Below are 14,214 nucleotides of genomic sequence, written 5' to 3' on the forward strand. Positions count from 1 at the left end.
ACAGCGGTTTGAGTTTCCACTTGAACCGTTTTTCCATTCATAGAGGTGTGGCACAAAATAGTTAGGGTGTAAACCGGTACAGTTCGGATATGTTGCCATAAGTGGGTTTCAGGAAAACGCTTTCAACCCATACTTTCTACGCGTTTTCGGAAATTACTCTTTGGGCAAAGTCATAAACCCGCCCAAACTGTTCCTCAAGCCCCATATCGCTATTGTCAAAGGCAATGGCATCTTCAGCTTTGCGCAGTGGTGAAACTTCGCGAGTAGAATCTATAAAATCCCTTTTCTGAACGTTTTCCAGCACCTCTTCATAAGATACAATCTCTCCGCGGTCCAAAAGTTCCTTATAGCGTCGTGTAGCCCTGGCTTTTGGAGAGGCAGTCATATAGATTTTCAGTTCTGCATCGGGAAAAACTACGGTGCCAATGTCCCTGCCATCCATGACCAAACCTTTTTCCTTGCCCATTTGTTGTTGCATCTCCACCAGCTTATGCCTCACCTCCGGTATAGTGGCCACTTTGCTTACATGTCGCGAAACCTCCATTGCCCTAATCTCTTTTTCCACATTGTTTCCATTCAAGAACATTTCGGACTTGCCCAATGCTGGGTTGGGAACAAATTTTAAATCAATGTTGGGTAAATCGGCAATCAAAGCAGGTAGGTCTTCTTCACTACCCACATAATTGTTGTTCAAAGCATGTAGCGTAACCGCCCTGTACATAGCCCCAGTATCCACATAAATGTAATGAAGGGCGTTAGCAAGTTTTTTGGCTATCGTGCTTTTGCCCGTGGAAGAATAGCCATCAATGGCTATGGTTATTTTTCCCATATCCCAAAAATAGATAGAATTGGAAGAAATTCCTTTACCTTAAATTGAATTAAAGCGTTTTTGCGTTCTTTACTTTTCGGTTGGTCACGGCAATCTCAATGACCTCGCTCATATCGGAAACATAATGGAATGTAAGGCCCTTCAGGTAATCCTCCTTAATTTCCTCAATGTCCTTCCTATTGTCCTCACAAAGGATGATTTCCTTGATTCTAGCTCTTTTTGCAGCTAGGATTTTTTCTTTGATTCCTCCTACAGGAAGCACCTTACCACGCAAGGTTATCTCTCCAGTCATGGCCAAACTTTTCTTCACCTTTCGTTGGGTAAAGAGAGATACCAAAGACGTCAACATGGTGATTCCGGCACTAGGCCCATCTTTTGGCGTTGCCCCTTCAGGCACGTGGATGTGCACGTTGTACTTATCAAAAACATCAGGGTTAATTCCAAACAAATCAGCATTGGATTTAATGTACTCCATGGCAATCGTAGCCGATTCCTTCATCACTTTGCCGAGGTTTCCGGTAATGTTCAAGGTTCCCTTTCCTTTGGAAAGAATGGATTCGATAAATAGAATATCCCCTCCAACACTGGTCCAGGCCAATCCAGTCACCACACCTGCAACATCGTTGTTTTCGTATTTATCCCGTTCCAAACGCGCAGGGCCCAACACTTTTTCCACATCCTCATTGGTCACCTTGACATTGTATTCTTCTTCAATCGCGATGGATTTGGCTGCATAGCGCACCATTTTAGCCAATTGTTTCTCCAGATTTCTAACTCCGGATTCCCTTGTGTAACCTTCAACAATTTTTTCCAATTGGGGTTTCCCAATTTTCAAATCTTTGGTAGAAAGCCCGTGTTCCTTTAGTTGCTTTGGAAGCAAATGTTTTTTGGCAATCTCCACCTTTTCCTCAATGGTGTATCCCGTTACGTTGATAATTTCCATTCTATCGCGCAGTGCAGGCTGAATGGTACCAAGATTGTTGGCCGTTGCAATGAACATCACTTTGGACAGATCATAACCCATCTCCAAGAAATTATCGTAGAATTCACTGTTCTGCTCTGGATCCAAAACCTCCAACATAGCAGAAGAGGGGTCTCCTTGGTGACTATTGGATAGCTTGTCTATCTCATCCAGTATAAACACCGGATTGGAAGTGCCTGCCTTTTTCAAACTTTGCACAATTCGTCCAGGCATAGCACCTATATATGTTTTTCGGTGTCCTCGGATTTCGGCTTCATCCCTTAATCCGCCCAAAGACATACGCACATATTCCCTGCCCAAGGCCTCCGCCACGGACTTCCCAAGGGATGTTTTACCCACACCAGGAGGGCCATATAGGCACAGAATGGGTGATTTCATATCGTTGCGCAGCTTCAAGACTGCTAAATACTCGATAATCCTTCGTTTTACATCCTCCAAGCCATAATGATCTCTATCAAGGATTTGTTGGGCACGTTTTAAATCGAACTTATCCTTGGAAAACTCGTTCCACGGCAGGTCCAAAAACAGGTCTAAATAGTTTCTTTGGATGGAGTACTCCGCCACCTGAGGATTCATGCGCTGCATTTTGGCAAGCTCGCGCTCAAAGTGTTCCTTTACTTTTTTATCCCATTTTTTCTTTTTGGCCTTCACCCGCATCTCATCTACCTCCTCTTCATAGGAAATACCCCCCAACTCTTCTTGGATGGTCTTCATCTGTTGGTGAAGGAAATACTCGCGCTGTTGCTGATCCATATCGTTGCGCACCTTGGACTGGATATCATTCTTAAGCTCCAGTTTTTGAAGTTCCATGTTCATGTACTTCAATGTGGTCAAGGCCCGATCTTGCAGATTGGGGATTTCCAACAAATTTTGTTTCTCAGCAACCGTCAAATTAAGGTTGGAAGAGACAAAATTGATCAAAAAGGAATTGCTCTGAATGTTCTTGATCGCGAAAGTAGCTTCGCTGGGTATGTTGGGGTTGTCCTTTATGATTTTAAACGCCAGTTCTTTTATGGAATCAATGATAGCGGCAAATTCCTCACTAGATTCATCCGGGCGTACTTCCAAAGCTTCTTTAACGGTGGCTGTGAAATACGGTTTCTCGGTAATTACCTCAGCAATTTCAAATCGCTTCTTACCTTGAATGATCACCGTGGTATTACCATCGGGCATTTGCAACACCCTTAAAATTCGGGCAACCGTACCCAAAGTATTTATGTCCTTAACTCCTGGATTTTCGGTTTCCTCATCTTTCTGCGATACCACTCCAATGGTCTTGGAGCCATTATTGGCATCCTTGATCAAATTAATGGACTTGTCCCTACCTGCCGTAATGGGTATAACAACTCCAGGAAAAAGAACGGTATTGCGTAAAGGAAGCACTGGAAGGGTTTCGGGCAGCATCTCCCGATTCATCTCCTCCTCATCTTCCGGGGTTAGTAGGGGTATCAATTCGGCATCTTCGTCTATTCCCTGCATGGATATATTGTCAAAACTTGAAATTTTTATCTCTCCCATATCTAATTTTCGGTCATTTTGTCACCAATGACATAAATCTTCTGTCCATTTTATGGCTTCCAACCCACCAATCCTTCCAAAAGTCAGTGATATCAAGGTGTTTGAATCCATATTCTATCCTATAAAGGCAATTCCTGTGCCAAGGTGGTTATAGGTTTTGGTTCATGGTTTTGGTGAAATGAGATTAAACTGATTACTCATTAGTAATTAATAATTAGTGATTAGTCATTAGTCATTACCCTAAACTCCTCATTTGCCAGGGATTCCATGATTTATTGCAAACAATTTCGTCCAAAACTGTAACAATCAATAAATTCATACCTCTATAAGACAAACCATTCATTTTTTGAGCCACCAAAATGAACATATAGATGCACTGCTTCAATCGTGCTTAAAAGGCAAATCTAGTGCACAGATGGAGGTTTACAACCGCTATTACAAGGCCATGTACAACACAGCCTTTAGGATTGTAAAAGACTCCGCCGAAGCCGAAGATGTGATGCAGGAATCGTTTTTGAATGCGTTTACGAAACTGAACACTTTTAAAGGAGACGTCACTTTTGGAGCTTGGTTGAAACGTATTGTGATAAACAATAGCATCTATCATTACAAAAAACAGCAAAAAACAAGAGCTGTTGATTTGGATGATGTAATGTACAAGGTCGAAGATAATGACGGAGTTGATCTTGATCACAATGGTTATACAGAACTGAAGGCTCAAAAAGTGATGGAGACCATGAAAAGTTTGAAAGACAATTACAGAGTTTCTTTGACCTTACATTTAATTGAAGGTTACGATTATGAAGAAATCAGTGACATCATGAACATTAGCTATGCTAATTGCAGAACCACAATTTCCAGGGCAAAAGAAAGCCTCAGAAAAAAATTGACAATAAACGTTTGATTATGGAAAAGGATAATCTAGAAGAGTTGTTCGGAAGACTTCAGGGGAAATTGGATCTTGAGGAGCCCCAAATGGGCCACCAAGATCGATTTTTGGAGAAATTGAATCAATCCAAAGGTGTAACCCACTTGAATTCCAAGAAGTCCAATTGGTGGAAACCGCTTTCCATTGCAGCATCCATAGCATTTCTCTGCTTACTGGGCATTCAAGTAATCAATACCAAGCCCAGTATAAAAGAACAGGTAGTGGAAATTGCCCCGGAGGTATCCCAGACTGAGTTTTACTTTGTAAATGTCATAGAAGAACAAATACAGCAGTTGAAGAATGAAAAATCTCCAGAGACCGCCAAACTAGTAGACGACACCCTAATACAGTTGGAAAAGCTGGAAAAGAATTATGAAACCCTTGAACAAGAGTTGGTAAACGGAGGCAACAGTAAAATTATCCTGAATGCCATGATAACCAACTTCCAAACACGGATAGATCTGTTGAAAGAAGTACTGTCCAATATTGAAAATATAAAGAATATAAAATCCCATTATGATGAAAACATTACGATATAAATATGTCTTTTTGACATTGGCGCTACTTCCGCTGATGCTGGTGGCCAATAATGGTAAACTAAAAGGTAGATACACCAAGGAAAAGACCATTAAAAAGGAGTTCAATGTCAATTCCGATGCCCTTTTCAAAGTGCGCAACAGCTATGGGAATCTGAACATTACTTCCTGGAACGAAGACAGGGTTGTGGTGGAAGTGCATATCAAGACCAACGGCAACAACGAGGAAAAGGTCCAGGACAGATTGGATGAAATTGATGTGGATTTTGAAAACAGTAATAGCCTTGTATCGGCCAGGACCATGTTTGGTGACCGCGGCAATAGCTGGGGCTGGAAATGGGGCAGACGAAACAACGTAAGCGTGCAGGTAAATTATACCGTCAAAATTCCGGTAAAAAACAGTGTTAGCCTTAGCAACGATTACGGGAACATTTATTTGGACCGTGTGGACGGCCATGCCAAGATCCATTGCGATTATGGCAAAATAGATGTTGGGGAGTTACGGGGACGCAACAACGAACTTAGATTCGATTATACTTCACGATCCAACTTTGAATATATCAATAGCGCAGAGATCATAGCGGATTACTCTGGATTTACCGTAGAAAAAGCAGGTAACCTAATTATCAAGGCCGACTATACCAATAGTGTGGTACGAGAAATGGAAAACCTTGAATATGCCAGTGATTATGGTTCCTTAGAGGTGAACAAAGTGAACAACGTATCAGGAAACGGGGATTATGTTGGGGTAAAGTTGGGTACTGTGCATGGCGATGTGAGCATTACTTCGGACTACGGTTCCCTAAAAATTGACCAAATGGCGCCTGATGCGGGAGATATCAACATTAAAACAGACTACACGGGAATGAAGATTGGCTACCATCCCGATTATCACTTTGATTTTGAGATTTCAGCTGAATATGCTGGAGTAAGCGGGAAGGATGCTTTTGAAATCAATATCAGCAAGGAAAAATCCAGCGAAAAATACTATAAGGGTTATTACGGTTCTGAAAATTCGGGAAACACCGTTCTTATCACAACCGATTACGGGGGTATCACTTTTTATCAAAACTGAAAATCAAAAAACAAAAATTAAAACACAATCATGAAAAAACTAATCACATTAACACTTGCACTGTCCGTGGTGGCAGTAACCAATGCCCAGTGGGGCAAAAGGGTAAAGGGAAATGGAAATATCGTGACCATTGAACGTTCTGTTGGCGACTATGATGCCGTGGCGCTTGCCGGCTGGTTCGATTTGGAACTGGTTGCAGGCCAAGAGGGAGAAATCACCCTAAAAGGAGAATCCAACCTTTTGGAATACGTCAAGACCGAGGTTAAAAATGGCAAATTGGTCGTAAAACAAGAGCGTAGGGTCAATCTAAGACCATCCAGCTGGAATTCTGGTATTATTGTAACGGTACCTATCGAAGATATTAACTCCGTTTCCTTATCAGGTTCTGGGGATGTGGTAAGCCGTACTACTATCAAAGCTGATGACTTCCATGCGGGGATGTCAGGCTCGGGAGATGTTTCCCTGACTATTGAGGCCGAAAGTGTCAATGCATCCTTGTCCGGTTCCGGTGATATCAATTTAGAAGGTAAGACCACCGACCTAAGCGTTCAGGTTTCAGGTTCTGGAGATGTAAAAGCCTATGCTTTGGAAGCTGAATTTGTGACCGCCCAGGTTTCAGGTTCTGCCGACATTAAGGTTACGGCCAACCAATCCTTGGATGCACGGGTATCTGGTTCTGGTGACATCAGTTACCGAGGGAATCCCAAGAAAATCAATAGCAAATCATCAGGCTCAGGAGATATTTCCAAAGGATAGATGGGCGTCACATCGAGCACCGTATCCGCTGACAGGCAGGTAGTGGAAATGTAACTTAAGTTCTCGACTGCGCTCGAACTGACATTAGGAGTTTATTGCCAATCAAAGAACAAATCAACAACAATCAGAAAACGGAAAAGGCCGGAATCAAATGATTCCGGCCTTTTTACTGCCTTATTATCTGTCTATTTTCTACGAATGCGATAGATTTCATCCGATTCATACATATCCATCAAATCTGCCTTGTGAACCGCATACTTCTCAGAGTCATAGTTTTCATCCTTTTCTATTTTATACACCTGACTTATCTTATCTATTTCATAGGCATTAAGTTCCAAAATAATGCTATCCCTGTCCAGTTCAGTCACTCGCATGGTTGTATAATGGCCATTATCCAATTTTTGATAGTAAACATCGCCCCTTTGTGGTGCATTTAGATAGGCCTGTTCGTTTTGCTCATCTTGTTTGTTCTGAAAGAATCCAAAAACAACCAATACCCCTACCAGCAACAGGCCAGAGAATTGCCAAATGCGACCTTTGGCTTCAGACTTGAATTTATCATACTCCAGTCGAATTCTTTCAGGCATTTGCTTTTTTTCCATTACATGTTTGCAATGACTGCATTGGGTGACCCCTTTTTTACTATAGGGAAACATGGGAATCCAAAAAATATGGGCGTGCTTCCGAAAAATACTGAGGTTTAACGTGCCTTGTTGCCCACAGCTGGGGCAGGTGGAATTTTTCAAGGATTTTGTGCCTACGTGGGCTGCTCTACTTCCAAAAATAATCATGGGATGGGTTTAATTGGTTGGGGTTGACCTTTATAAACTAAAATCCCAGAGGCTTATTGCCTTATTTTTTCACTTTGTTGACCCTTAGCAAAAGAAATACGCCAATTAAAAAGAAAAGCCCCAAAAAGATTGTGCTGTTCCGCATGCTTCCCGTAAGTTGGGCCACGGCACCATACAAAAAAGTACCAATAACGATTCCTATTTTCTCCGCTACATCGTAAAAACTAAAGAAGGAAGTGGTGTCTGTAGTCTCTGGCAGAAATTTTGAGTAAGTAGAACGGGATAACGCCTGGATTCCACCCATTACCACCCCTACTAGCCCGGCGGCTATGTAAAAATCCATGGGGGTTTGCAGAAAATAGGCATACACACAAAGGAGTATCCAAATAACATTGATTACGATCAAGGTTCTCACATTCCCATACAGCTTCGACGCATAGGCCGTAAGCGTAGCACCTGCAATGGCCACAATCTGAATCACCAGTATGCTTATGATCAATCCCGTAGTTCGTTCGGAATCCGTTCCCCAGGCAATTTCCTCTTCACCAAAATAAGTGGCAATCAGCATAATGGTCTGAACCGCCATACTGTAGACGAAGAAAGCGCCCAAATAACGTTTCAATCTGGTTTCACCACCCAATTGCTTCCAAACGCTCTTCAATTCCCTAAATCCATTAAGGACAATATTGGTTCTTTCCCCTTCCCTTTTGTATCCCTTGGGCAAGTGATAGAAAGTATACTGACTAAATAAAATCCACCATACACCCACTGAAATAAAGGAGTATTTCATGGCTTTGATTTCGGCCACTTCACCTCCACCATCGGTAATCCCAAAAACAGCGGGCTGCATTACCATGGCCAAATTAAAAACGAGCAGAATTACACTTCCCACATATCCGAGGGAAAAACCTTTGGCACTTACGCCGTCTTGTTGCTCTGGAAAAGCGATATCAGGTAAATAGGAATTGTTGATAGCAAAACTCACCCAAAAACCTACCAATCCAAAGAAATAGCAGACCAATCCGAAATAGATATTCTCAAGGGAAAACCAATACAGCCCTATGCAAGAAACGGCTCCCAAATAGCAGAAAAACTTCAGGAATATGCGTTTGTTGCCCAAATAATCAGCTATTCCCGAGACTAAGGGAGTCACTATGGCAATAAACACAAAGGCCAAAGAGGTTACATAACTGATCAAGGGAGCTCGGGCTATTTCGCCACCAAAAATGGTCACTTTTTCTATCTCTGCCACTCTAAACAGAGCCCCGTAAAAAATGGGGAATATGGCGGAGGAAATGACCAGGCTATACACCGAATTTGCCCAGTCATAGAAGGCCCAAGCGTTCAACAATTTCTTGCTTCCTTTAAGTGCGAATGCTCGTGCCATAACTTTTAAAATAAAAATGCCATTTATAGCAGCAGATGAAGACTTTTACATCTTCTTTGCACTATAAATGACATTAAATGTTGGTTTATCAATTGGTTATTTAAATGTTGTTACCCCAAACTTGGCCGCTTCCTGTTTTGCAATAGGCGCCCAAGCCGTAAGATTGTTGATTCTTGTATCGTTGGATGGATGCGTACTCAAAAACTCGGGCGGGGCTTGACCACCGGCCTTGGCCTTCATTCGCTTCCACAATTCCGCTGCCTCATAAGGATTGTAACCTGCAATAGCCATAATCTGAAGACCTATTCTATCTGCTTCCGTTTCATGACCTCTGCTAAATGGTAACATAACCCCAACAGTGGAGCCCAATCCATACGCCTGGTTGAAGGTATTTCTTTTTTCAGGGTCCTTGATCGCCACATTGCCGGCCACTGCGCCAATTTGCTGCAACATACCGGCACTCATACGTTGTGCGCCATGATCGGCCAGAGCATGGGCCACTTCGTGACCCATAACAACGGCAACTCCTGTTTCAGTCTGTGTTATGGGCAATATACCTGTATAGAAAACGATTTTACCTCCTGGCATGCACCAAGCATTTACCGTTTCATCGTTGACCAAATTATATTCCCATTTATAATCTTTTAAATATCCAGGATACCCATTGGCATCCAACCATCGTTCTGCTGCGGTTGCAATTCGCTGCCCTACCTTGGTAATCATTTGGGCATCCGAAGTACCCGTTATTACCTTGTTTTCGTTCAGAAATTGATCATACTGGGCAAAAGCCATGGGGAAAATCTGGCTATTGGGGTAAAAATTGAGCGTACTTTTCCCTGTGAACGGATTCACCTTACAGGCCGTAATTGCCAAAAAAACCGCTACGGTTAGAATAAACTTTTTCATATGTGTTAATAGTGTTTAGTAAAGGAAAATTACTAAAAAATTATTTTCCAACCAGATGCAGTTCCGTAAAATCCTTACTGACCTCAATACTGTTATTTCCATTCAGTTTGATGTCCTTGGGATCCACTTGTTCATTATCCAATTCCACTACTCCAATTTGGAAGGGGAGGCCGTGAAAAGTGAGTTTGATTTTCTCATAAGGGGTAATGAAATTACCGTCCTTAAACTGTTGAATGATCAGTTCGTTTTCTTTACCCCGTAACCTAAACCGTCTTAGGCTGTATCTTCCTTTTTTGTAGTCGTAACCGTCTTGTTGATCTTCATATACTTCGGAAATTTCTATTCCTTCCTTGTAATACACATCAATGGCCAACTCGGTAATTTCCTTTTCCCCAACATATTGCTGAACGGGATACTTCGGAATCATTGCGCCTTCCTTTATAAACATAGGGATTTTCTTGATATCCGCAGCAACCCATTTCTCAACTCCACCTTCTACAACTTCCTCGGTCCAATAATTATACCATTTCCCTCGCGGAACATACATCCGTCTACCTTGTGCATTGGGTTCTTGGACTGGACAAACCAAAATCTGTTCTCCAAAAAGAAACTCATCTGTCCTAAAATGCGTCTGGGTATCCTCTTGATCATAAAACACCAAAGATTGCAGCATGGGCATACCGCTTTTGATGTACTTATAGAACATGGTATACAAATAAGGCAAAAGTTGATATCGCAACTCAATATAATTCCTTGTGATATCCGTTATCTCATCGCCAAACGACCAAGGTTCCTGGTCCCCATGGTCCCCACTGGAGTGTACACGACAGAACGGGTGGAACACGGCCAACTGTATCCATCGGGCAAAAAGTTCCCCGTTGGGCTGCTCCGCAAAACCTCCAATATCAGAGCCAACAAAAGAATAACCGCTCATACACATGCGTTGCATCTGCACATTGGCAATCCACAAATGCTCCCAGGTAGCTACGTTGTCCCCTGTCCAAGTGGCACAATATCTCTGCGTTCCTGCATAGGCGGCCCTTGTCAACACAAAAGGTCTTTTTGGGAACATGAACTTTTTGACCCCATTATAGGTGGCACGCACCATTTGCATCCCGTACACATTGTGTGCCTTTCGATGACTGCAGGGGTGCCCGTCATAATCATGTCTAACATCCAAATTGGCCGTTTTTGTAGGAACTTCCATCACGGCTGGTTCGTTCATATCGTTCCAAACCCCATGGACGCCCAAATCGGCGATCATTTCTTTATAGAGTCCTGCCCACCATTTTCTTACCTCGGGATTCGTGAAATCTGGGAATTTGCACTCCCCAGGCCATACTTTTCCCTTAAAGTGGGGGCCATCAGCCCTTCTACAGAAAAAGCCATTGTCCATGGCCTGCTGGTAAACCCAATAATCACGATCGATCTTGATTCCTGGATCAATCATGGTAATGGTCTTGAAACCATCCTCTTCCAGCTCCTCAATCATCTTTTTGGGATTGGGAAAACGCTTGTTGTCCCAGGTAAAACAACGGAATCCCTCCATATAATCGATGTCCAAATAAATGGCATCACAAGGAATCTTCATTTTTCTGAAGGTAGATGCTATGTTTTTCACCTTTTTCTCTGGAAAATAACTCCATTTGGACTGGTGAAAACCCAGGGCCCAAAGCGGTGGAAGCTCTGGCACCCCGGTTAAATCGGTATAGGCCTCTACCACCTGGTTCATTTTGGGTCCATAGAAGAAATAGTAGTTCATCTCCCCCCCATCGGCCCAAAAACTGGTCACATTTCGCTTCTCCTGGGCAAAATCAAAATAGGTACTGAATGAATTGTCAAAGAAAATTCCGTAAGCAATACTCTCTTTTAATCCCACGTAAAAAGGAATGGACTTGTACAAAGGTTCCTGATCCTTTCCATACGCATAGGAATCAGTGACCCAATTGTTTACCCGTTTTCCCTTCAAATTGGTATGGGATGCCTTGTCTCCCATACCGTAATAGCTTTCTCCGGAATGGCTCACCTTGCCCATTTTAACTATGTTTCCGCCGTAATCGTAGTTTTCTTCCCAATGGAATCCAAGCTCATCTTCCAAAATCATAGTTCCTTCCAAATCCTCAATTTGGACATTTAAATCCGCCTTGCGTATATAAACCTTCACTTTGGATGTGGTAATCACATACTCTGGAATTTCTTCTTTTACCTCCAATTCGTTGTATCCCAAACTCACATCGTCACTAAGGGCATATGAAAAGTCGGGCTCAAAAACATGTTCTGTGGCAAATCTAAATCGGATGGCACTATCCCGTAAAATGGTCAACTCTAGGATAACCCCATTGTGGGTGGTAAAATAAAGCTTATCGTTCTCCTGCTTAAAATCAACTATATGATTGGGAAATTGATTTCCCCTTTTTTCTATTTCGGTGTTGGTAATCATCGATGATGGGTTATGTAACCCACAAAAGAAAGACTTTAGCGCGAGAAATTAAAAAGATGTTGTGAACACCAGTGAACTACAACGTTTGCGCCCTGTATCTATTTGTAAACAAGCACTCCAAGAGGCGGTAAGGTCATGGTTACCGATTGTTTTCGCCCGTTCCATTCCTTTGCGGTGGGTTTTAGTGTTTTCTTGGCCACTCCACTACCCGAATATTTTTTGTCATCGCTGTTAAATAGGAGCTTCAACTGACTGGCTTTAGGAACGCCAACTCGGTAATCTTCCCTGGGAACAGGTGTAAAATTGCATGCTATGATCAAATCATCTTTGGGTTCCTTCCCTTTTCTAATATAGGTCAAAACCGTGTTTTCCTGATCGTTGTGCTCTATCCATTCAAAACCTTCCGGGCTGAACTGTTTTTCGTACAGTGCGGGATTATTTTTGTAGAGTTTGTTCAGATCCTTGATAACCTCTTGGATTCCTGAGTGATAATCATATTGGGTCAGATGCCAATCCAGGCTTTCCTGGAAGTTCCATTCCGAAGATTGTCCAAACTCTCCTCCCATAAACAGTAAATTACCTCCCGGGTGTGTAAACATATAACCATACAATAGCCTCAAATTGGCAAACCGTTGCCATTCATCGCCTGGCATGCGGTAGAGCAGGGAGTTTTTCCCATATACTACCTCATCATGTGAAAAAGGCAACATAAAATTCTCCGTAAAGGCATAGGTCATGCTAAAAGTAATCTTATTTAGATCATAGGATCTATGTACGGGCTCCTTTTTGAAAAATTCCAGGGTGTCGTGCATCCAGCCCATCATCCATTTCATTCCAAAGCCCAAGCCACCTAAATCCACTGGTTTGGAAACCCCGTTAAAGGCCGTGGATTCCTCTGCTATGGTCTGTACCCCTTTAAAACTGGCATAGATTTCAGTGTTCATTTCACGTAGAAATGACATGGCCTCAAGATTTTCGTTGTTTCCGTACATATTAGGTTCCCATTCCCCGTCTTCCCGGGAATAATCCAAGTATAACATAGAGGCTACGGCATCCACACGAAGGCCATCCACATGAAACTGATCGAGCCAAAACACAGCATTACTGATCAAAAATGCTCGAACTTCATTTCTCCCATAATTAAAAATCAAACTTTTCCAGTCCGGATGATATCCTCGTCTTCTATCTGGGTGTTCGTAGAGATGGGATCCGTCAAAAAAACCAAGTCCATGGGCATCTTCTGGGAAATGGGAAGGCACCCAATCCAAGATTACCCCAATGCCTTTCTCGTGGAATTTGTCCACCAGTATTTTGAATTCTTCCGGAGTGCCAAATCTGGAAGTAGGTGCAAAATATCCCGTAAGTTGATAGCCCCAGCTGGGATCAAAAGGATATTCCATCACCGGCATAAACTCCACATGGGTAAAACCCATTTCGCTTACATAGTTGACCAATTCATCGGCCATTTCTGAATAGGATAAAAATTCCCAGCCGTTTTTTTTCTTCCAAGAGCCCAAATGCACCTCGTAAACCGAGTATGGTTTGTCCAAGGCATTATGTTGTTCCCGGGTTTCCATCCATTTCTTGTCCTTCCAAGTATAGGGAGCATCCCATACCACAGAGGCAGTTTTTGGAGGTTGTTCGCAATAGCGGGCAAAAGGATCGGCCTTTTCTGTCCAAATATCATTGTTGTGGGAATGAATCTTGTACTTATACTTAACACCCTTTTCCACTCCAGGGATGAATCCTTCCCAGATACCACTAGCGTCCCAACGAACATTAAGTTCGTGCTCCTTTCCGTCCCAAAAATTAAAATCCCCGATTACGGAAACCGATTGTGCTGAGGGAGCCCAAACGGCAAAATAGGTGCCTTTTACCCCATCAACTTCCGTAAGATGGGAACCCAATTTATCGTAGAGCCTAAAATGCTTTCCCGATTTAAAAAGATTGATGTCAAACTCAGTAAAAAAACTATGGGCAACTACTTTGGACATAGGTGGTGGTTTAGTAATTACAATATTACACATCTTTGGCAAAGTATCCGATTTTAAGGCCTTCACATCACA

The 14,214-nt window shown here is 42.5% G+C and carries 11 protein-coding genes; 4 read left to right on the top strand and 7 right to left on the bottom strand.

The features are described from left to right. Positions 1-136: 136 nt before the first annotated feature. Together cmk and lon are read right to left on the bottom strand one after the other, a co-directional pair. Positions 137-829, bottom strand: a complete 693-nt coding sequence (gene cmk / locus ACRHOZ_RS08215) for a (d)CMP kinase (protein ID WP_431124460.1) — start codon at positions 827-829, stop codon at positions 137-139. Between the two features lie 49 nt (positions 830-878). Beyond that, a complete protein-coding gene (lon, locus tag ACRHOZ_RS08220; RefSeq protein WP_431124463.1) occupies positions 879-3,329 on the bottom strand; it encodes an endopeptidase La in 2,451 nt (816 codons plus the stop codon). A 346-nt stretch (positions 3,330-3,675) separates the two neighbouring features. Here lon and ACRHOZ_RS08225 point away from each other — a divergent pair, with 346 nt between their 5' ends. The 4 genes from ACRHOZ_RS08225 to ACRHOZ_RS08240 are packed head-to-tail and all read left to right on the top strand — an operon-like array spanning position 3,676 to position 6,624. Next, the gene (locus tag ACRHOZ_RS08225; RefSeq protein WP_420399174.1) at positions 3,676-4,233 is read left to right on the top strand and encodes an RNA polymerase sigma factor; all 558 of its coding nucleotides are present in this window, start codon (positions 3,676-3,678) and stop codon (positions 4,231-4,233) included. A 2-nt stretch (positions 4,234-4,235) separates the two neighbouring features. After that, positions 4,236-4,796 carry a hypothetical protein gene (locus ACRHOZ_RS08230; RefSeq protein WP_431124467.1) on the top strand — a complete coding sequence of 187 codons (561 nt, stop codon included), beginning with the start codon at positions 4,236-4,238 and terminating at the stop codon, positions 4,794-4,796. Then, on the top strand, positions 4,777-5,868 hold the full coding sequence (locus tag ACRHOZ_RS08235) for a hypothetical protein (protein ID WP_431124637.1): 1,092 nt from the start codon (positions 4,777-4,779) through the stop codon (positions 5,866-5,868). Before ACRHOZ_RS08230 ends, ACRHOZ_RS08235 begins: the two co-directional genes overlap by 20 nt. Before the next feature lie 30 nt (positions 5,869-5,898). Next, positions 5,899-6,624, top strand: a complete 726-nt coding sequence (locus ACRHOZ_RS08240; RefSeq protein WP_431124470.1) for a head GIN domain-containing protein — start codon at positions 5,899-5,901, stop codon at positions 6,622-6,624. Between the two features lie 185 nt (positions 6,625-6,809). Here ACRHOZ_RS08240 and ACRHOZ_RS08245 read toward each other — a convergent pair whose 3' ends face one another. The 5 genes from ACRHOZ_RS08245 to glgB form a co-directional block, all read right to left on the bottom strand. After that, positions 6,810-7,211 (bottom strand): hypothetical protein, encoded by a 402-nt coding sequence (locus ACRHOZ_RS08245; protein WP_431124473.1) that lies wholly within the window; start codon positions 7,209-7,211, stop codon positions 6,810-6,812. 265 nt (positions 7,212-7,476) lie between these two features. Further along, positions 7,477-8,802, bottom strand: a complete 1,326-nt coding sequence (locus ACRHOZ_RS08250; protein ID WP_431124476.1) for an MFS transporter — start codon at positions 8,800-8,802, stop codon at positions 7,477-7,479. A 96-nt stretch (positions 8,803-8,898) separates the two neighbouring features. Then, positions 8,899-9,708, bottom strand: coding sequence for a M48 family metallopeptidase (locus ACRHOZ_RS08255; protein ID WP_431124479.1), 810 nt, complete (start codon positions 9,706-9,708; stop codon positions 8,899-8,901). A gap of 40 nt (positions 9,709-9,748) precedes the next feature. Next, positions 9,749-12,148, bottom strand: a complete 2,400-nt coding sequence (locus tag ACRHOZ_RS08260) for a glycoside hydrolase family 31 protein (protein ID WP_431124482.1) — start codon at positions 12,146-12,148, stop codon at positions 9,749-9,751. Between the two features lie 98 nt (positions 12,149-12,246). Then, complete coding sequence (gene glgB / locus ACRHOZ_RS08265; RefSeq protein ID WP_431124486.1) at positions 12,247-14,142, bottom strand: 1,4-alpha-glucan branching protein GlgB; 1,896 nt, start codon at positions 14,140-14,142, stop codon at positions 12,247-12,249. Positions 14,143-14,214: the final 72 nt, after the last annotated feature.

Source organism: Flagellimonas flava (assembly GCF_050617915.1).
GTDB classification, from domain to species: domain Bacteria; phylum Bacteroidota; class Bacteroidia; order Flavobacteriales; family Flavobacteriaceae; genus Flagellimonas; species Flagellimonas flava_A.